The 18,740-nt window shown below is 47.7% G+C and carries 20 protein-coding genes; 10 read left to right on the top strand and 10 right to left on the bottom strand.

What is annotated here, in order from left to right:
• Nucleotides 1-118 precede the first annotated feature (118 nt).
• A complete protein-coding gene (locus tag BFC17_RS08730) occupies nt 119-1,489 on the top strand; it encodes an L-serine ammonia-lyase (protein ID WP_070176292.1) in 1,371 nt (456 codons plus the stop codon).
• Between the two features lie 19 nt (nt 1,490-1,508).
• Here BFC17_RS08730 and cysB read toward each other — a convergent pair whose 3' ends face one another.
• On the bottom strand, nt 1,509-2,483 hold the full coding sequence (gene cysB / locus BFC17_RS08725; RefSeq protein WP_070176049.1) for an HTH-type transcriptional regulator CysB: 975 nt from the start codon (nt 2,481-2,483) through the stop codon (nt 1,509-1,511).
• A 176-nt stretch (nt 2,484-2,659) separates the two neighbouring features.
• On the opposite strand from cysB, the gene BFC17_RS08720 reads away from it, so the two are divergent.
• The 3 genes from BFC17_RS08720 to BFC17_RS08710 all read left to right on the top strand — a co-directional run bounded on the left by BFC17_RS08720 (nt 2,660) and on the right by BFC17_RS08710 (nt 5,295).
• Nucleotides 2,660-3,385, top strand: coding sequence for a sensor histidine kinase (locus tag BFC17_RS08720; RefSeq protein ID WP_070176048.1), 726 nt, complete (start codon nt 2,660-2,662; stop codon nt 3,383-3,385).
• Between the two features lie 55 nt (nt 3,386-3,440).
• Entirely contained in the window at nt 3,441-4,199 is a 759-nt protein-coding gene (locus BFC17_RS08715; protein ID WP_070176047.1) for a hypothetical protein, read from the top strand.
• A gap of 139 nt (nt 4,200-4,338) precedes the next feature.
• The gene (locus BFC17_RS08710; RefSeq protein WP_070176046.1) at nt 4,339-5,295 is read left to right on the top strand and encodes a sugar phosphate isomerase/epimerase family protein; all 957 of its coding nucleotides are present in this window, start codon (nt 4,339-4,341) and stop codon (nt 5,293-5,295) included.
• A gap of 43 nt (nt 5,296-5,338) precedes the next feature.
• Here the strand turns inward: BFC17_RS08710 and BFC17_RS08705 are convergent, their stop codons facing one another.
• Nucleotides 5,339-5,731, bottom strand: a complete 393-nt coding sequence (locus BFC17_RS08705; RefSeq protein ID WP_070176045.1) for a GlcG/HbpS family heme-binding protein — start codon at nt 5,729-5,731, stop codon at nt 5,339-5,341.
• Nucleotides 5,732-5,796: 65 nt separating this feature from the next.
• Nucleotides 5,797-6,690 (bottom strand): LysR family transcriptional regulator, encoded by an 894-nt coding sequence (locus BFC17_RS08700; protein WP_070176044.1) that lies wholly within the window; start codon nt 6,688-6,690, stop codon nt 5,797-5,799.
• A gap of 101 nt (nt 6,691-6,791) precedes the next feature.
• Here BFC17_RS08700 and BFC17_RS08695 point away from each other — a divergent pair, with 101 nt between their 5' ends.
• The 3 genes from BFC17_RS08695 (at nt 6,792) to BFC17_RS08685 (ending at nt 9,613) form a co-directional block, all read left to right on the top strand.
• The gene (locus tag BFC17_RS08695; protein WP_070176043.1) at nt 6,792-7,490 is read left to right on the top strand and encodes a CoA transferase subunit A; all 699 of its coding nucleotides are present in this window, start codon (nt 6,792-6,794) and stop codon (nt 7,488-7,490) included.
• 9 nt (nt 7,491-7,499) lie between these two features.
• Nucleotides 7,500-8,159 (top strand): CoA transferase subunit B, encoded by a 660-nt coding sequence (locus tag BFC17_RS08690; protein ID WP_070176042.1) that lies wholly within the window; start codon nt 7,500-7,502, stop codon nt 8,157-8,159.
• A 125-nt stretch (nt 8,160-8,284) separates the two neighbouring features.
• Entirely contained in the window at nt 8,285-9,613 is a 1,329-nt protein-coding gene (locus tag BFC17_RS08685) for a DEAD/DEAH box helicase (RefSeq protein WP_070176041.1), read from the top strand.
• Nucleotides 9,614-9,681: 68 nt separating this feature from the next.
• Here BFC17_RS08685 and BFC17_RS08680 read toward each other — a convergent pair whose 3' ends face one another.
• From BFC17_RS08680 to BFC17_RS08670, 3 genes are all read right to left on the bottom strand, one after another.
• Nucleotides 9,682-9,924 carry an EF-hand domain-containing protein gene (locus BFC17_RS08680; RefSeq protein WP_070176040.1) on the bottom strand — a complete coding sequence of 81 codons (243 nt, stop codon included), beginning with the start codon at nt 9,922-9,924 and terminating at the stop codon, nt 9,682-9,684.
• Between the two features lie 58 nt (nt 9,925-9,982).
• Nucleotides 9,983-10,981 carry an oxygen-dependent tRNA uridine(34) hydroxylase TrhO gene (gene trhO / locus BFC17_RS08675; protein ID WP_070176039.1) on the bottom strand — a complete coding sequence of 333 codons (999 nt, stop codon included), beginning with the start codon at nt 10,979-10,981 and terminating at the stop codon, nt 9,983-9,985.
• Nucleotides 10,982-11,087: 106 nt separating this feature from the next.
• Complete coding sequence (locus BFC17_RS08670) at nt 11,088-11,588, bottom strand: VC2046/SO_2500 family protein (protein ID WP_070176038.1); 501 nt, start codon at nt 11,586-11,588, stop codon at nt 11,088-11,090.
• Between the two features lie 99 nt (nt 11,589-11,687).
• Between BFC17_RS08670 and BFC17_RS08665 the strand changes: the two genes are divergently transcribed.
• The gene (locus tag BFC17_RS08665) at nt 11,688-13,337 is read left to right on the top strand and encodes a response regulator (RefSeq protein ID WP_070176291.1); all 1,650 of its coding nucleotides are present in this window, start codon (nt 11,688-11,690) and stop codon (nt 13,335-13,337) included.
• A 30-nt stretch (nt 13,338-13,367) separates the two neighbouring features.
• Complete coding sequence (locus BFC17_RS08660; RefSeq protein WP_070176037.1) at nt 13,368-13,673, top strand: hypothetical protein; 306 nt, start codon at nt 13,368-13,370, stop codon at nt 13,671-13,673.
• Here BFC17_RS08660 and BFC17_RS08655 read toward each other — a convergent pair.
• On the bottom strand, nt 13,670-14,587 hold the full coding sequence (locus BFC17_RS08655) for a DMT family transporter (protein WP_070176036.1): 918 nt from the start codon (nt 14,585-14,587) through the stop codon (nt 13,670-13,672). The two genes, BFC17_RS08660 and BFC17_RS08655, sit on opposite strands and share 4 nt — an antisense overlap.
• Nucleotides 14,588-15,436, bottom strand: coding sequence for a DUF6279 family lipoprotein (locus tag BFC17_RS08650; protein ID WP_070176035.1), 849 nt, complete (start codon nt 15,434-15,436; stop codon nt 14,588-14,590).
• Between the two features lie 224 nt (nt 15,437-15,660).
• Between BFC17_RS08650 and BFC17_RS08645 the strand changes: the two genes are divergently transcribed.
• The gene (locus BFC17_RS08645) at nt 15,661-16,674 is read left to right on the top strand and encodes an ATP-dependent 6-phosphofructokinase (protein WP_070176034.1); all 1,014 of its coding nucleotides are present in this window, start codon (nt 15,661-15,663) and stop codon (nt 16,672-16,674) included.
• A 70-nt stretch (nt 16,675-16,744) separates the two neighbouring features.
• On the opposite strand, the gene BFC17_RS08640 is transcribed toward BFC17_RS08645, so the two are convergent.
• Nucleotides 16,745-17,572, bottom strand: coding sequence for a LytR/AlgR family response regulator transcription factor (locus tag BFC17_RS08640; protein ID WP_070176033.1), 828 nt, complete (start codon nt 17,570-17,572; stop codon nt 16,745-16,747).
• Nucleotides 17,573-17,574: 2 nt separating this feature from the next.
• On the bottom strand, nt 17,575-18,672 hold the full coding sequence (locus tag BFC17_RS08635; protein ID WP_070176032.1) for a sensor histidine kinase: 1,098 nt from the start codon (nt 18,670-18,672) through the stop codon (nt 17,575-17,577).
• Nucleotides 18,673-18,740: the final 68 nt, after the last annotated feature.

Below are 18,740 nucleotides of genomic sequence, written 5' to 3'. Positions count from 1 at the left end.
GTATCCGCCTGCTCCATCTCAATAGATTTTCTCATGTTAACATTAGGTTAACTAGTTTGTTTGCACCCAAACGGTCAGGCACCATAACGGGTCAATAATAATAATGGTTACCCTTCTGATGATTAGTGTATTTGATATGTTCAGCATTGGTATTGGCCCGTCCAGCTCCCATACGGTAGGCCCGATGCGTGCCGCCGCCGAATTTGCTGACGAGCTTAAGACCCGGAACATGCTCGATAAAGTCACCCATGTCACCGCTGAATTGTTTGGCTCGCTGGGGCAAACCGGTGTGGGTCACGGTAGTGGCAAAGCGGTGATTCTGGGTTTGCTGGGGCAACGCCCTGACACCATCGATGTGGATAACATAGATAGCTGGCTGGCTGATATCGAAGCCAGCGAAACCCTGTTACTGGGGGGCCAACAGCCAGTCAGATTTCCCCGCACCAAAGCCATTGTTTTTCATCGGCGCAAAACCCTGGCACGACATGCCAACGCCATGACTTTACACGCTTTTGCTAACGACAACCTGCTACTACAACAAACCTACTACTCTATTGGCGGTGGCTTTATTGTGCGCGATGACCAGTGGGATAAAGTTAAACAGGAAGCCAAAGCCATCAGTGATAATGTACCTTTTAGCTTTCGTATTGCCGAAAAACTTTTAGATTTGTGTAAAGCGCAAGGGCTGAGTATCTCCGGCCTGATGCTGAAAAACGAACAGGCACTGCATCCCGCAAAAGATATCAAAGCACACCTTTATGACCTGTGGAAGGTAATGGATGCCTGTATAGCGCGGGGCATTGAAAGTGAAGGTATTCTGCCAGGCGGCCTTAAGGTAAGGCGTCGGGCGCCCGCCCTGCACCATCGCCTGATGACCGAGTACAGCGGTGACCCCATGCAACCACTTGACTGGGTTAATTTGTTTGCTCTGGCGGTAAACGAAGAAAACGCAGGCGGTGGCCGGGTGGTTACAGCGCCAACGAATGGCGCAGCAGGGATTATTCCGGCGGTGCTCAAATACGTGGATAAATTTGTCCGACCGGTTGATCAGGATATGGCCAGCCGGTTTTTACTTACCGCCGGTGCTATTGGTATTTTATATAAGGAGAATGCATCGATTTCTGGCGCTGAAGTGGGTTGTCAGGGCGAAGTTGGCGTAGCCTGTTCCATGGCCGCCGGCGCGCTAACTGAAATTCTGGGCGGCAGCATTAACGCCGTAGAGTGCGCGGCAGAGATTGGCATGGAACATAACCTAGGGCTCACCTGTGACCCGGTTGGCGGTTTGGTACAGGTGCCGTGCATCGAACGTAATGCCATGGGGGCGGTAAAAGCCATTAATGCTTCGCGTCTGGCGTTACGCGGCACCGGTGAGCAGAAAGTCTCGCTGGATAAAGTTATTAAAACCATGCGAGAGACTGGTGCCGACATGAAAACCAAATACAAAGAAACCGCCAGAGGCGGTCTCGCAGTAAATATTATTGAGTGCTGAGCTGAATTTGCGGGCTGCGCTATTTAACCGGTAGCGTATGCCCTTTAAACATGCGCTCTACTTCATCGTTGTTTTTCAGCATCATGGCTTTTTCGACCTTATCCTTGGTCAGATGCGGCGCAAAACGCTCGATAAAATCAAACATATAGCTACGCAAGAACGAGCCTTTGCGGAAACCAATTTTGGTGGTGCTGTATTCAAACATGTGACTGGCATCGATTTTCACTAAATCGGAATCCAGTTCATCACTCACCGCCATAGACGCAATTACGCCAATGCCGACGCCCAGCCGGACATAGGTTTTAATGACATCCGCATCGGTGGCGGTAAAAACAATTTTAGGCGTAAGACCGGCCTTTTCAAACGCATGGTCAAGCTCTGAGCGCCCGGTAAAACCAAATACATAGGTGACCAGTGGGTACTGAGCGACATCTTCTATGGTGATAGAGGTTTTCTTAGCCAGCGGATGATCTTTATTGACGATTACGCTGCGATTCCAGTGATAACACGGCAGCATCACCAGATCGTTGTATAAATGTAACGACTCAGTGGCAATCGCAAAATCCGCCTCGCCCTTGGCCGCTAAATCGCTAATTTGCGACGGTGTACCCTGGTGCATATGCAAAGACACCTTTGGATATTTGTTCATAAACCCTTTAATCACATCCGGCAGTGCGTACCGGGCCTGGGTATGGGTGGTGGCAATGTTCAGTTTGCCCTGATCCGGCAGGTTGTGCTCGCGGGCGACAGCTTTAATACTTTCGACTTTATTAAGAATTTCGCGCGCGATATTAATCACTTCGTTACCGGCCGGGGTCACATGGGTTAAATGTTTGCCGCTGCGGCCAAAAATCTGCACGCCAAGTTCGTCTTCGAGCATTCGAACCTGTTTACTGATCCCCGGCTGTGAGGTGTATAAGCTTTCAGCGGTGGCCGATACGTTTAAGTTATTGTTCTGTACTTCGACAATGTATCTTAATTGTTGTAATTTCATTGTATATCCACGCGTTAACCTGACAACCGCCAGGGCACACTCATTCAATACAGCCGCGCCAAATCACGCTAACAGAGGCAGACTAAATCGCATGCTTATGCAAAAGTAGAGGAATTAGTTATTATTATGTTGGATACTAGCATAAGCAAGTCTGATCACAATTGGAAGTTATAGTAATGACGACTCGTTCTGAAGACAGTTCTAACATCGCACTTTCTGACGATGCGCAGTTTGATTTTTCGACCGTGCTGGCTGCCGCCGTGCACGACATGAAAAATTCACTGAATTTATTAGTGCAGTCTGTAGAACAGATAGTGGCTTCACTGCCACCAGAATTAACCGAAACCCGTAATCAGATTGTCGACCTTCACTACGAAGCAAACCGTATGAATACCGGGCTGGTGCAAATACTCTCGCTATACCGTGCCAAGCGCGATAATTTACCGGTGATGATAGACCAGTGCTTTATTGACGAGCTGCTCGAAGACATCGTGGCATCCAATCAGATGTACGCTGCACAAAAAAATATCGCCATTAATAATCAGTGTCACGAGGAACTGGCCTGGTATCTCGATGCCGACCTCATGTACTTGTTAATTAATGATGTTTTGATCAATGCCTTACGATATGGTAAATCAGACATTATTATAAACGCGTATCAGCAAGACGGTCTTTTAGTGGTTAAAATCGAAGACGATGGGGCTGGTTACCCAGAACACATGCTGGTTAATGTTGATACGAAACCATCCGATTTTAACGTGACACAGGGCCGCACCGGATTGGGTTTGTATTTTGCGCATCTGATTGCCCGGGCTCATACCCAGAATGACAAAAAAGGATTTATCAGCCTCTCAAATGGCGGCGCGCTGGGCGGCGGCGTGTTTGAAGTTAAAATCCCATGAACTTTAGCCGATAAAACGATAACGACAGTAGTAAAAGAATGACGGGAAGCACTGAATGACATTTATAATCATCATTGTACTGATTGTTGTGCTGGTAGTATTAGCCATTGTGGTTAACGCCTATCAACAGTACAAAGCCAAAATGGATGCTGAAAGACGGGCTGAAGTAGCCAAACAGCGTACCATCATTGACGAAACAGAAAATGTCCTGATGGCGACTTCACAAATGCCACTCTCCCAGGGCCTGATAAAAATACTGCTCAAGCGAATTCAGCGGGCGTTACAGGTGACGGCCGAACTCAATCCAACCGCCGATATAAAACAAAACCTGGAAGACATGAACGCGCGTATAAAATCCATTGATATTGAGCCCGACAATAACAACCAGTTTTCTCTGCCTGAAACCGATAAAATGATTATTCAGTATATTCAGGCGGTAAAAAAGCTGCGCATTATGCTGCGTTCAGAACGCAGTAAAGGCAAAGTGGATGGCAGCAGTTATTTAGAACAGGACAAATTACTTGAACGTCTGCAGTTAAAAGTGAATGTAGAGACACTGATCCGCCGGGGCCGCGCTGCGCAGCAAACCAGCATGTTAGGGTCGGCGCGCCAGTATTTTGAAAAAGCCATCACGGCGCTCGAGGCTCAGACTCAACCCGATGAATTTATCCAAACCCGACTGGATTGGTTAAAACAACAGTTAAGAGAAATTCAGGAAAACCTGAAAAACGCCAACGCTGAAGACCGGGCTAAGCGCCGGGAGGAAGAACGGGACGAACTCGACGAACTGTTTGCGCCTAAGAAAAAATGGTAATCCACCTGTAGTTACACGCCTGCTTATGGTGTTGGCGTGTAATTTCCCGCCCTTTTGTTAACCCGCCTAACATTTACATTTTCGCAACATTATTCTTGTGGTATGGTCGGCGTTTTACACAAGTAGATCAGAGTAGTAAATGGCCATTAACCGACGTCAGTTTTTAACATCAGCCAGCGCGTTTGCCCTGCTGGCTGGCACACCTGTACTGTGGTCCTGTGCCAGCCGTAAACCCGCAGCTTGCTCAGGCGCAGGGCAATATGGCGTGCAGTTGTATATGTTCAGGGAAAGCTTTGCCAAAGCCCCGCAGGAAACACTGGCACAAATTGCGGCGATGGGCTTTAACTCAGTGGAGCCATTTGGTCTCGGCGGCTTTCCAGGAATCCCTGAAGCCCCCTTTTTTGGGTTGTCATTGGAGCAAATGGCGGCAGCTTTAAAAGCGGTAAACTTAAAAACCCCCACCGCCCATGTGAGCGGCGAATTGAATGATCCCCACTACACTGATGCATTGGCCGGTAAACTGAATATCGATTACTTTATCGAACCACTGGCCCGGGAATTACTGTCTGTTACTGACACGGGTGTGACTATCTCCATTCCTCAAAGCCAAGATGAAATCATGCGCATGGCCGAGCGAATAAATTTACGCGGCAAAAAATTTCATGATGCAGGCCATGGTTTTGCTTATCACAATCATCATATGGAGTTTGCTACGGTAGAAGGTAACACCATTCTGGATTTGATTATGGAAAATACCGATCCTGATTATGTCAAGCTGGAACTGGATTTAGGCTGGGTCGCTGTCGCCGATGCCGATCCCCTCGCTGTATTGAAACAATATGGTAAACGCGTGATAGGCTGCCATATGAAAGACCGCGACTACAGTATTAAGGTAAATTCTCAGGACACCGATGAGCTAATGCCTGAAGCTCTGCAAGTAAAAGCGCCGGGCCAGGGCGACCTCGATTTTGCCAGCATTGTTGCTTATCTGGACAAGCAGAATATCCAAAACCGTTATGTTGAAGTAGATGTGACTGCGGCGCCATTTGAGGATGCTAAATTTGGTTTAGCGCATTTACAGCAAATCTGTAGTTGATAGTTAAGTGCCGGTGAAACAGCGCGCCGGCATTTTCGCATTGCTATTTCAGGCCCGCTTTAGCAATGGCCAAATCCTGCTCTGCACTGCCGCCTGAAATGCCAATGGCCCCTATTTGAGTTCGCCCGGCAAAAATCGGCACGCCCCCATTAAAAGCCATCAGGTTTTCGTTAGACAGCTCAAATCCCGTTAGCTGTTCGCTGCGTATTAATGCACCCAACTTACCCGATTCCAAAGGGAACAGAGCTGATGTCCGCGCTTTTTTGATGGCAATGTCTACCGACCCCAGAAAAGCGCCATCCATGCGTTCAAAGGCAACCAGATGTGCACCACTGTCAACAATGGCAATGCACACTTTAATCCCTGTTTTCTCAGCCTCGATGACAGCATTTGCGATACATTGTTTCGCTTTGTCCAGTGTCATTTGTGTTGTCATAGCCTTGAATCCTTACGACTGATTTAATTTTCTCAACCTTGCCTAAATTAACTTACTGATTCAACTTACAAGTTTGTAGAGTGATTGGATACTACCTGCTGCCAGAGGGTTTGTGCAGCCACCGCGGTCGTACCGCGATTCGCTCTTACCATCCCTACCCGTTTCACTAAGGGGCTGTTTTCGATATCACGACAAATTAACCCTTTGCGCAGCATTTGTTCTAAACATAAAGAAGGAACTACAGAAATGCCCAGCCCGTGGGCAATTAACTGGCCAATGGTGCCGTACTGACCGGTTTCCGCCACGATATTCAGCGGCCCGTACTCTGCGGTGAGTATTTCGGTCCACTGCCGTACGCTTGAGCCTCGGTTCGGCGAGATAAAGGGTTGGCTGACAATGTCTTCCAGCGTAATCGTGCGGCTGGCCCCCAGAGGATGATCGGCTGGCATCACAGCAACAAACCTGTCGTTAAATAAGGGAAAAAACTCCAGATTATCCTTGCTTTCCGGCTCAAAACAAAAGCCGATATCAGCGCGGCCAGAGAGCACAGCCTGTAACGTCTCTTCCATGATGACATCGTGTACCCGCACCCGGATATTAGGAAACTGCTGATGAAACTGCACCAGAATACCGGGTAACTTGGATTCAGCAAAAGATGGCATGGCTGCTACGGATAAGCGCCCCTGGGCCATGGCAAACAGATTTTGTACCCCTTCTACGGCATCATCCCATTCGTGCATTAAACGTTTCGCCTGTGGCAGAAAGGTTTCACCTTCCGGCGTGAGCTGTACCCGGCGGGTGGTGCGACTGAACAGCTGCCCGCCCAATTGTTCTTCCATTTTTTTAATGGAACTGGACAGTGCCGGCTGAGTAACAAAGAGTTTTTCGGCGGCTTCGGCAAAGGTACTGGACTCGGCCACGCATAAAAATGCCTGCATATTGCGGTAAGAGATACTCATATTAATAAATTTTATTTATCAAAAGTGATATTTAATCAATTTTACAAATTTTTAACGCTGATTAATACTAGTTTTGTTCATTAATTAAAGGAGAGCACGCTATGTCTGGTTTCGATAAAGTCGTATCCAGTTTTGATGCCGCAATGGAAGGGTTAGAAGATAATATGACCGTCATTGCTGGTGGATTTGGCCTTTGTGGTATCCCTGAGGGCAGCATTGCCCAAATTAAAAAAATGGGTACCAAAGGGCTGACAATCGTATCGAATAACTGTGGTGTTGATGGTTTTGGCCTGGGCATTCTGCTCGAAGACAAACAAGTCAAAAAGATGATTTCTTCCTACGTGGGTGAAAACGCCCTGTTCGAGCAACAGTTGCTGAACGGCGAACTGGAAGTAGAATTAACGCCACAGGGTACACTGGCCGAAAAAATGCGCGCTGGTGGTGCCGGTATCCCGGCATTTTATACCGCAACCGGCTACGGCACCCCCGTAGGCGAAGGTAAAGAAGTGAAAGAGTTTAATGGTCGTCCGTATATTCTGGAAGAGTCTATCACCGGTGATTTCGCGATTGTTAAAGCCTGGAAAGCAGACCGCTATGGTAACTGTATCTATCGCCATACTGCGCAAAACTTCAACCCTATGGCGGCAACTGCGGGTAAAATTACCGTAGTAGAAGTGGAAGAAATCGTAGAACCGGGTACATTAGATCCAGCACACATTCATACTCCGGGTATTTATGTGGATCGGGTTATCCCGGGCACGTTTGAAAAACGTATCGAACGTCGCGTAACGGCTAAATAGGAGGCAGTCATGGCATTAACAAGAGATCAGATTGCAATGCGCGTGGCGCAGGAATTTCAGGACGGCAATTACGTAAACCTGGGTATCGGTATTCCTACCTTAGCGGCAAACTATGTGCCGCAAGGGATAAGCGTAATGCTACAGTCTGAAAATGGTTTGCTGGGCATGGGCCCCTACCCAACCGAGGATGAAATTGACGCCGACATGATTAACGCGGGTAAAGAAACCGTTACCGCAATTACCGGCGCTTCTATTTTCAGTTCGGCAGAAAGCTTTGCCATGATCCGTGGTGGTCACGTTGACTTTACGGTATTAGGTGCCTTTGAAGTCGACGTTAACGGCAATATTGCGTCGTGGATGATCCCCGGCAAACTGATTAAAGGTATGGGCGGCGCAATGGACCTGGTGGCAGGTGCGAAAAACATTATCGTTACCATGACCCACGCCGATAAGCACGGAAACTCCAAGCTGTTGCAGGAATGTACCCTGCCGCTGACCGGTGTTAACTGCATTACCCGTATCATTACTGATTTAGCGGTAATGGAAGTGAAAGACGGTGCGTTCTACCTGCGCGAACGCGCACCGGGCGTTTCGGTCGAAGAAATCCAGCAAAAAACCGCTGGTAAACTGGTAGTTGAAGGCGATGTACCAGAAATGACCTTCGCTTAAGGTTTAATACATCACAAAGGGGCAATACGGTCGTGTCGTATTGCCCCTTTCTTTTTTCCTTGTCGCTTTACTCAGGTCATTAATCAGGGATAATAGGCGCGAATCTTAAGCGGAGCGCATCAACCTTGTTAATTACTGATTTACCTGTTCACCATACCCTTGTAAGCCGAATTCAGGACAAAGGCTTTACTGAATTAACCGAAGTTCAGGAAAAAACCATTCTGCCGGCGCTGCTGGGTAAAGATATTATTGCTTCATCAAAAACAGGTTCAGGTAAAACACTGGCGTTTTTAATCCCCGTTGTACACCGGTTATTAACGCAGAAAGCGCTTAGTCGGCAAGATCCCAGAGTGTTAATTCTGGCCCCGACCCGCGAACTGGCCAAACAGGTCTTTGGCGAAGCCAAATGGCTGTGTCAAAAGAAAAACCTGGCAACCGCACTGGTTGTGGGTGGTGACAACTATAACGACCAGGCCAAAGCCTTGCGTCGTAATCCGCATATCATTGTTGGCACACCAGGCCGTATTGCCGACCACCTGGAAGATAAAAGCTTCTTTATTAACGGGCTTGAAATGCTGATTTTTGACGAAGCCGACCGCATGCTGGATTTAGGTTTCGCCAAGGCGATTTCACTGATTAATAACAAAGCCGATCATCGCAAACGCCAGACCATGCTGTTTTCTGCCACTATGGACCACGTTGAGTTGAACATGGTGCTGGATAAATTGCTGAAAGCCCCCGTTCGCGTAGCCATTGGCAGTGCCACGGCAGAACATACTGATATCACACAGACATTGTATTTTGCAGAAAGCATTGAGCACAAAGACGCCCTGCTTTGCGATCAGCTGGAAAATAACACCTACAATCAGGCCATTGTGTTTACGGCCACCCGCGATGACGCAGAGCGCATCAGCACCTTGCTGGAAACTGCGTTACCCAAACGCTCGTCAAAGCCGCTGCGTGGTGACTACGCGCAATCTAAACGCTCGCTGGTAATGAATGAATTTGCCCGGGGCCAGTTTGATATTCTGGTAACGACTGATGTAGCTTCACGGGGATTGGATTTATCTAAAGTTGGCCTGGTTATCAACTATGATATGCCGAAGCATCCGGAAGAATATATCCATCGCATTGGCCGTACAGGCCGCGCCGGTAATCGGGGGGCTGCGGTATCCTTTGTGGGCAAACGGGACTGGCAGAGCTTTACGGCATTAAAAGCGCAGCTGGCCTATCCGCTGGAACCACAACAACACGAAACGCTGGCGTCTAAATTCACGGGCATTAAGCACAAACCCGTAAAACCGAAAAAAGCCGTTAAAGCCAAAAAAGGTGACGCGGATGCTGCCGACAAGCCGGTGAAAAAGACGCAGCGAGTGCGCACCATGACAGGTGATGATATTGGCCATATGCCAATGCGAAAAAAACCACGAAATACCGATGAGAGTGAAGATTAACCCGCGTTTATGCGATCAAAAAAGCCGCTGATATCAGCGGCTTTTTCAGTACAAGGTACAGCAGAAACTTAGTATTCCCACCAACATTCCTGCCACCAGGCCAGAAACTCTTCGAAGTCGATAAAGCCATCCTGGTTTTCATCGATCAGTTTAAAGCCTTCTTCCACATGGCTGGCTTTGGTTTTTGGCGAGATAACTGTCAGTAATTCGATAAATTCCTGCAGATCGATCTGACCGTTACCGTCACGGTCAAAGAAGCTGAAGTCTTTTTGAATCGCTGCTACTTTTTCAGGTGTTAATTCAGTAGACACTGTCTGATTCCCTGTCTGTTCTTAATGGCCGGAGTTTAACCCCAGCCGTAATGAAAGTCTATGCCTTAGCCTGTTTTTGCGCCTGCAATGCGCGTAAACGCTGTTCTTCTGCCTTGGCTTTACGACGTGCTTCCATGACATCACGAGCTTCGGTGCCTACGTGTTCTTCGTTACGCTCACGGGCCAGGTTAATTTGCTTTTCACGCTCACGGAATCGTTCGATTTGCTCTTCGCTGTGCGAACCAAAACAATGCGGGCAACTTACACCGCTTTCGTATTTGTCACTCTGCTTGTCTGCTTCGGTAATAGGTAAACGACAGGCGTAACACTGGTCATAAGCGCTTTTTTCTAGGTCATGATTCACCGCCACACGGTTATCAAACACAAAACAATCGCCTTCCCACAGGGTTTCTTCTTTCGGCACATCTTCCAGATATTGCAGAATGCCGCCTTCCAGGTGATACACCTCTTCAAAACCCTGCTCTTTTAAATAAGCGGTAGATTTTTCGCAACGGATACCACCGGTGCAGAACATCGCAACCTTTTTGTTTTTAGCCGGGTCCAGATTCTCTTTAACGTAATCAGGAAATTCACGGAAGGTTTTGGTGTTTGGGTTCACCGCGTGTTTAAACGTACCGATTTCGATTTCGTAATCATTACGGGTATCAATTAACACCACGTCCGGATCGCTAATCAATGCATTCCAGTCTTTAGGCTTAACATAAGTACCTACGGTACGGCGTGGATCAATACCCTCGACACCCATGGTAACGATTTCTTTTTTCAGTTTTACTTTTGTGCGGTAAAACGGCTGGGTGTCGTGATATGACACTTTATAAGAGATTGGGTTAAAACGTTCATCGCTGTTTAACCAGGCCAGCAGGTTATCAATACCTTCCTGCGTACCTGAAACGGTGCCGTTTATACCTTCTGCGGCAAGCAGTAAGGTACCTTTAATTTGATTCGCTTCCATCACGTCGGTAAGCGGTTGACGGATAGCTTTGTAATCTTCAAGCGCGACAAATTTGTATAGCGCGCATACAACGTACTGACTCATATTTTTTCACCTTTGCGAGTTGGAACGTAAAACCAGAGCAAAATGCGCGCGGAATATAGCAAAAAAAACGCGGGGCGAAAACCCATGAGACGCTAAAGAAGGATTTCTAGACCGTCATTGAGCGGGCAGACGGAATAATATCAGCCAGTAAGGTAGCATCCGCTTCCCTAACGGGATCCGGTCGGGGTGCAAGCAACCCCAGTTGAGTATGGTAAGGACAATTATGTTTAACCTCGGGCGGCAGGCGCTTTTTATCGTTATAAAAACTCAGCGGATCAGGGCTGATGGCCTGCCATAACCGGATATGCTCATTACTGGCAGCCTGATTCAGGCCCTGTTGCCAGTGCAGGTACGTGTTGATGTCCCTCTCACTGCTGGCCAGTGGACTTCGCCGGTACTGATTAAGGCGAGCAGGAAAATCATCCTCGACCACATCCGTTATCGGTTCCTGCCACTTAACCGGCGTATCGCCCCTTGCCTCACTAAACGCCAGATACAATTGAAAAACAGCCGCTCCCGCACCGGCTGCCTTATTTAACGCCAGTGTTGAGCTATTGACTGCGATATCAAACTGATGAGGTGAAACCGTATCTGACTGCAAATTCATTCATAGGTATTAACGACTTACTAGCTTAATCGGCATATACCCATTATCCTTTAGTCTATTATCGAATTGATTCGCGATTGACAGGAGCGAACATTGGGTGTGCCCTATACGGATGTAAATATTCTCGTCGTAGAAGATCAGCGTCCTTTTCTTATTTTGTTAAAAGGGTTGTTAACCAATCTCGGTGCCAAGGACGTGATGACCGCCAATCAGGCCGAACAGGCGGTTCGGTTCTGTCGTAATCACCAGGTAGACATTGTGGTGTGTGATTTACACCTGGGTAATAACAAAAAAAACGGTTTCGAACTTTATCAAGAATTAATGCACCGCAAACTGATCAGTCCCGGCACCGTGTTTTTGCTGATCAGTGCCGATGCGACCCGTCCTGTAGTGCTGGGCTCAATAGAGCACAAACCCGACGACTACCTGCTCAAGCCTTTTTCTCAGGCCCAGCTTAAAAGCCGCCTCAATCGCTCATGGCAGCGCAAACAGTACTTTAAAAAAGTGCTGCTGGCGTTAAGCAAACAGGACTATATCAGTGCAACGGCAGAACTGGATGCAATGCACAATATGCCTGCGCCATATCAACGTGTTGCGTTGGAAATCCGGCTTGAAATATTATGGCGCCAGCAGCGTTATCAGCAAGCACTGGCGTTACTGCAAGGTCAAACCGAACAGCTTCCCTCGCAATGGGCACAACTGGCCCTGGGTAAAACGTACCTGGCGATGCAGCAATTTGATGACGCCATTAAATGCGCCAAAAAAGTGCTGTTGCTCAATCAGTTTGATCCCGAAGCGCTGGATATTCTGGCCCAGGCAAAATCGGCCCAACAACATCCTGACGAAGCGCTGGAACATATACGACAGGCCATTAAAAATTCGCCCTATTCCCTGCAAAGACAAATGCTGGCCGCCCGCATTGCCCGGGATAGCGCCGATTATGAGTTATTAACCGAAGCCACCAGGGCCACCTGGCAGCTATCCAAAAATACCATCTTTAAAAACGTCAATTACTGGTGTAATCATATTTCCTCTTTACTCGATGCAGCTGAAGCGGCAGAAAGTAAAAACCATCGTCACCGGTATCAGCAGGAAGCCCTGTTACAGCTCCAGCGAGCGCCTCAGGATGAAGCGCTTAACCGTTTGGATGAACCCTTTAGCCTGGACATTTTTGATCAGATTGTGCACGCACGAATGGACGCTATTGATGGCAAGTTAATAAACGCTAAACGCACGCTAATGGATTGCCAGAATGCCATTGATAAGGAATTTGAGCTTTACCCGGCATCCCTGGCGCCTTCCAGTTTGCAGTTAATGGTCGATTTAGGTGAATTTGACGAGGTAAACCGCTTACTCACTACCCTGGCTAACCAACAAACAGAGCTGGAAGACAGCAGTCGCCTGCTGGTGCGTAAAATGACTAAGCAGGTTAAGGCAAGCGAACAACAATACACGCACATTAACCGCCGTGGAATTCAGCTTTACCAGCAAGAGAAGTTTGCCGACGCCAAAGCCGCGTTTAACAGCGCTCTGGCTCTTTCTCCGGTTAATGCCGGGATTGCATTAAACCTGCTTCAGTGTTTGATTAAACTGGTCGGCAATCCGGATGAAGATGATGCCGCTTTGATCAAAGAAGCGCGACAGGTGTATAAGATACTGAGTAATGCGCCAATGCGAGAGCAGCATCAAAGCAAATTCGATGGTTTAAAAGGCGAGCTGGCCCGTGTTGGCATCACTGCGCCAGCATAATTTTTAATTGTCCCGTAAGGAAAGCCAATCATGCTAAAACACACCCTGTTAGTGGCAACTATTACCACTTCTCTGCAGGCACTGACAGGCTGTGCCAGTCAGTCCAATCTTTGCGAGGATATCCTGGAGATAAAAGCGCAGAACCAACAATGTAAGGTATTACAAAAGGCCATTCAGAATCCTAAAAATCCGCAAATGGCCCTGACCGCCCGTCAACGATATGAAAATGAGTGTGTGAATTTCCGCTTCTATCGCGATGATTACGACACCGTGTGTAAAAAAGGCGAAGAACCCATCAGCCAACCCGTGCCGTCAACGCCAACAAGGGACAACTAACGGGCGTCGCGTCCGAGCGCCGCCATTACAGAACCACTAACCACTAAAATAGCGCCAGTAATTGCCAGTAAACCCAGTTCTGGCTGGGTAAAGCTGTGAGGAAATAACACTTCAGCCACGGCCATGGAAATAAAAGTAAAAATAGGCGCAGTAGCGATAACAGCGCTGACCCGCGATGCCGACCAAACCCGCATGGCTTCGGTAAACGCGCCATAAGCAATAAAGGTGTTAAAACAGCAAAAGACCAAAGACCACGCTTGTACCGTATTCATTTGTGTAATTGCCCCAAGGTGCGTAAAAGGTAGCAACATTACACTGCCAATCAGGTAGATTATAAGGGTTAGTTGCATAGCTGACATGGTTTTCATCAGCGGCTTCTGACAAAGCGCATAACCAGCCCAGGTCACCGCAGCAATAACAATAAACACAACACCCAGGGTATCTTCACTTTCGGAGGCAATGATTTGCGGCAGGCGTTGATTGAAGAACAGCCCCAGACCAATCAGCAAGGAAGTGGCCCCCCAAAGCTGTAAGCGACTGAATTTTTCCTTAAACAACACGATGCCGCCGATCATTAAGGTAAATGGCGCGAGCTGCATAAACACCTGCACACTACCCGGGCTCAGGTATTTAAGCCCCAGCACGTTAAACACATAGTTGATCACCAGCATCAGGGTACAGGCAACAGCTAATTGCTTAACGGCTTTCGGATAGCTAAAAAAAGCCGGTAACTGACGGCGATAAAACAGCATTGCCCCCACCAAAACGGCGGCGGCAACAAAACGATATAACGTGATGGTCTGGCTATCCATTACCGCCAGGCAAACTTTTAAAAAGAGCGGTAACACGCCCCACAGAACGGCGGTAATCAGCGATAAACTAAAGCCCAGAACAGGCCGGTAACTACTTTCCAACTAATCATTACTCATGAGGTACTCAAAGTCGTCAATCATATCGTCAATCTTACTGATTAGCTTTCTTTTTTGTTTGTTGTTCAGGGTATAAAACAGTTCTTCTGCCATGCGCGAATACACCTTGGTATTTTGCTGTTGCAACTGCACGTAGGCTTCACTGCGAAACTTGTCAGGATGTGTCATTAACGCCACAAAATCGACTACAAAATTCGGATTAGAAGCCCGGCCGTCAATCATGGTTCTGGCAGCCTGTTGAAACTCTTCACGGTATTTCAGCCATAACTTACGAGTACTGCCAAATTCACCTACATAGCGCTCGATAATAGTGACCTGGTCATCATTCAAACGACCAATAAAATCACTGACACTGTCTTCAGCATCATCTAAGCGCTGTTCCAGTTGTTCTGCTGCAGACTTCTCGCTGAATTTTTCGATGGATTCACGTATTTCGTCATTTTCTTCTGCCAGTTCGGCAAACAAAGAATCAACCTGCTTGTCAGTAAGCTCGAGGGCCAGTCTGGCCAGCTCCGGGCTGACATGGTCGCGCACTCTTTCCCAATGCTGACGGCTGTCGGTTAAGTGCTTTTCAATTTGAGCGGCGGTTAACTGGTCACGCTCAAGGTCTGCTTTTAAGGCTTTGAGGTGGGCAGTGTATTTTTCCAGTTCCTCGTTTCGATGCCAGTTTTGCCAGTTGGCAAAATACTCATCAAACACCGCTTCCTGATTGTCTGACAAGGAAACATAGTCATCAATGTACCAGTGGACCATCCAATCAAGGTTATTGTAGGTAAATTTTGTCGAACATCCGCCCAGTAAAAAGATGATCGCAATCAACAAACTTTTTTTCATTATCACTTCCTGTCAAAATACGCTTGGCACCGTGTGATTTAACTGACAATCTATGTACTTACGTGCCAGTGTTTATTCACGATCGCAGTAACCCTGTAAACACCACAAAAGCACAATTCTGAAGATTAACGTTAAATATCATACTCAAACTTGGACGCCAGAAGCGATAACAAATTCAATCAACCTCCCGGTTGGATTTGTTTCAAATTGTAAAAGGAACACCTATGACCAACAAAAGAATAGCGGTGCTGACATCCGGTGGCGACGCGCCAGGCATGAACGCCTGTATTCGCGCCATAGTGGTTGCCAGTGAGGGTAAGGGCCATTCGGTAATTGGCTTTGAGCATGGCTACAACGGCTTACTCAGTGCAGACTGGCGAAAACTGGACAGCAAAAAAGTGCACAACATTATTCAGCGTGGTGGCACTATCTTACGCAGTGCCCGATGTAAAGAGTTCAAGGAAGAGGCCTCCGCCCGACTGGCAGCCAAACATCTCGATGAACTGGCCATTGACGCCTTGCTGGTTATTGGTGGCGATGGCTCTTTTCATGGGGCCAGGCATCTGGCCAACTACTGGAACGGTGATGTAATTGGTCTGCCGGGCACTATTGATAACGATATTTACGGCACTGATGCCACCATTGGCTATTACACCGCTATCGAAACCGCGATGGATTCCATAGATAAAGTCCGTGATACTGCCGATGCCTTCGAACGTATCTTTCTGGTGGAAGTAATGGGCCGTCACGCCGGTTTTCTGGGAGCCTGCGCAGCCATAGCCGGTGCGGCAAACTATGTCATTTTGCCGGAGCTGTTTAAGGATACGCAAACCACGCTGGATAACATCCATCAGCAGCTCGCTATTCACCGTCAGCGTTACGGACATGAAAGCTTTATTATCGTGCTAACTGAAAACCTCTGGCCAGCAGGCATCAGCGATTTAGCCACGCAGCTGGAAACCCTTACCGGCGGCGAAGTACGCCCGGTTACCCTGGGGCATATTCAACGGGGCGGTTCACCGGTGAGTCAGGACCGTATGCTGGCGACGTTGCTGGGTGTGCATGCGGTAAAATGCGTGGAAGAAGATAAGAGCGGTATTATGGTGGGCGTGCACAATAACGAACCGGTAGAAATTCCGCTGGAACAGACCTGGGAAAACAAAAAGGCACTGTCGTCTCCCCTCACCCACACCATGCTGACCATGCTTAACGAACGTCATCACTGGGGCCTGGGCTGAAGACTTAACCGGGCATAAAAAACGGCGCTTCATTTTAGCGCCGTTTTGTTAGCTTTTGAAAAGCCTGATGTTACATTTTCATCGCGGCTTTAACTTTATCGCGATGACTGCGACTGACTTTTAATTCGGTGTCATTACTCAGGATCAGATGATATTCACCACTGATATGACTGACCAGCTTTTTAACGTAGCGAATATTGGCAATCGCCGACCGGTGGACCCGTACAAACAACTGTGGGTTTAATTCCTGTTCCAGTTCTTTCATGGTCTTACGCATGATGTGCATGCCATCCAGTGCATGCACGCACATGTAGTCGCCGGCAGCGTCAATCCACTGGATATCCGCTACATTCACCCGGGTCACTTCAGACCCATCTTTAATTGCCAGCACATCCGGGTAAGGATTGGTCTCTACGGCTTCACCATTAGCCAGCTTGCGTAAAATTTCTTCACAATCATCGCCGGTCAGTTCTGCCACCAGATTAACCAGCTTGCGGGACTGCTCATCCTGATTCTGGGTTGAAAAATACTCACGAACCTTGCTGATCGCCGTGCTCAGGCGCTCATCATCAGCGGGTTTTAACAGATAATCCAGGGCATGAACATCGAAGGCCTTGATGGCATAACTGTCGTAGGCCGTAACGAAGATAATCATAGGAATTGGTTGCTTAAGCTCTTTAAGCTTATTAATTACCTGAAAACCATTTAATCCGGGCATCTGGATATCCAGGAAAACCAGATCTGGGCGGTGCTGAGAAATCATGCTAACGGCGTCCAGGCCATTCTGACACTCTACCACCACTTCAACATCGTCAAATTTTTCCAGACGAATGCGCAACCCGGCACGGGCCAGAGGTTCGTCATCAACGATGATAGTTTTAATTTTTGACTGACTCATTATTAACAATCCTTTACATCATAAGGAATTCGTAAACTGACCCGCACGCCCTGGGGCTGATTGTGCTCGACAGTAAAGGCAAAATTTCTGTTATACAGCGCATGCAGGCGCTCTTTGATATTGGGTAAGCCTACACCACCAGTGCGGCTTAGCTGACCATCGACAATATCTGCTCCGGGACCGTTATCTGCCACATCCAGCAACAACTCGTTCCCGAACCGCCGGGCATCAATAGTCAGCCTGCCTGCGTGCTCTAATTTAGAGATAGCATGCTTTATGGCATTTTCCACGATAGGTTGCAGTATCATACTGGGAACCATTGCGCTTTCGCAATCTTCTTCAATGTTCCAGATGACTTCCAGGCGTTCCCCGAAGCGAACTTTTTCAATCTCAAGATATAAACGTAAGGCTTTGATTTCTTGTCCCAATGCCACTTTTTTTATGGGATCGTTATCCAGTGAATAACGCAAAAAGTCACTCAGGCGCGACACCATAGCTTCAGCGGTATCGTTATTCTTCATCAAAATTAAAGTAGAAATGGCATTGAGGGTATTAAACAAAAAATGCGGGTTTAACTGGTAACGCAGCATTTTGAGGTGGGCCTGATGCGCCATAGTGCTGGCTTTCAGCGCATTTTGCTTCTCGCGCTGCAACATTTCAAAGTTTTTAATGCCAAAATACAGACCGCTCCAGCACCCAATCATGATCATTGAATCGATAGTGTTACTGAAATACATGTACCAGGCATCCGGACGGAACCCGTGTTTATAGATTTCCCAGTAGTTGACGTTTTTAACAACCGCCCAAAGTAACGCCACAATGTACGATGACACCAGCACAGTCGCCAGCAGCCTGACCGCACTTTGATTTCGCGCCCAGCGATACACATAGCGCAGCGGAATGGTTAAAATCCAGCCAGCATAGGAATTCAGGATGATAATAAACAGAAAGATCGGACGCACTTCGTGCAAAAACGACCCGATATAATAGACAACAGCAAACCCTGCCCAACCGGCGGTATGCAGCACCCAAAACAGGCGTTCATTATTTTCGAAAAGTCGCTGCCACTTCAGCACAAAGGTACCAGATAGTTTATTCATCTATCGCATTATACGTGTAAAACATCGAGTGAATAAGGACTTAGTCGTAATTGGCTTACGATTTATCG

Source organism: Marisediminitalea lipolytica (assembly GCF_001758465.1).
Classification (GTDB): domain Bacteria; phylum Pseudomonadota; class Gammaproteobacteria; order Enterobacterales; family Alteromonadaceae; genus Alteromonas; species Alteromonas lipolytica.
The sequence above is the reverse complement of the archived record's forward strand: the minus strand, read 5'-3'. Positions and strand labels throughout refer to the sequence as shown.

What these genes read in the sequence shown, in the direction of transcription:
- BFC17_RS08730 (WP_070176292.1), top strand. Translation starts at nt 119, where the DNA reads ATGATTAGTGTATTTGATATGTTCAGCATTGGTATTGGCCCGTCCAGC.
- cysB (WP_070176049.1), bottom strand. Translation starts at nt 2,483, where the DNA reads ATGAAATTACAACAATTAAGATACATTGTCGAAGTACAGAACAATAAC.
- BFC17_RS08720 (WP_070176048.1), top strand. Translation starts at nt 2,660, where the DNA reads ATGACGACTCGTTCTGAAGACAGTTCTAACATCGCACTTTCTGACGAT.
- BFC17_RS08715 (WP_070176047.1), top strand. Translation starts at nt 3,441, where the DNA reads ATGACATTTATAATCATCATTGTACTGATTGTTGTGCTGGTAGTATTA.
- BFC17_RS08710 (WP_070176046.1), top strand. Translation starts at nt 4,339, where the DNA reads ATGGCCATTAACCGACGTCAGTTTTTAACATCAGCCAGCGCGTTTGCC.
- BFC17_RS08705 (WP_070176045.1), bottom strand. Translation starts at nt 5,731, where the DNA reads ATGACAACACAAATGACACTGGACAAAGCGAAACAATGTATCGCAAAT.
- BFC17_RS08700 (WP_070176044.1), bottom strand. Translation starts at nt 6,690, where the DNA reads ATGAGTATCTCTTACCGCAATATGCAGGCATTTTTATGCGTGGCCGAG.
- BFC17_RS08695 (WP_070176043.1), top strand. Translation starts at nt 6,792, where the DNA reads ATGTCTGGTTTCGATAAAGTCGTATCCAGTTTTGATGCCGCAATGGAA.
- BFC17_RS08690 (WP_070176042.1), top strand. Translation starts at nt 7,500, where the DNA reads ATGGCATTAACAAGAGATCAGATTGCAATGCGCGTGGCGCAGGAATTT.
- trhO (WP_070176039.1), bottom strand. Translation starts at nt 10,981, where the DNA reads ATGAGTCAGTACGTTGTATGCGCGCTATACAAATTTGTCGCGCTTGAA.
- BFC17_RS08670 (WP_070176038.1), bottom strand. Translation starts at nt 11,588, where the DNA reads ATGAATTTGCAGTCAGATACGGTTTCACCTCATCAGTTTGATATCGCA.
- BFC17_RS08660 (WP_070176037.1), top strand. Translation starts at nt 13,368, where the DNA reads ATGCTAAAACACACCCTGTTAGTGGCAACTATTACCACTTCTCTGCAG.
- BFC17_RS08650 (WP_070176035.1), bottom strand. Translation starts at nt 15,436, where the DNA reads ATGAAAAAAAGTTTGTTGATTGCGATCATCTTTTTACTGGGCGGATGT.
- BFC17_RS08645 (WP_070176034.1), top strand. Translation starts at nt 15,661, where the DNA reads ATGACCAACAAAAGAATAGCGGTGCTGACATCCGGTGGCGACGCGCCA.
- BFC17_RS08640 (WP_070176033.1), bottom strand. Translation starts at nt 17,572, where the DNA reads ATGAGTCAGTCAAAAATTAAAACTATCATCGTTGATGACGAACCTCTG.
- BFC17_RS08635 (WP_070176032.1), bottom strand. Translation starts at nt 18,672, where the DNA reads ATGAATAAACTATCTGGTACCTTTGTGCTGAAGTGGCAGCGACTTTTC.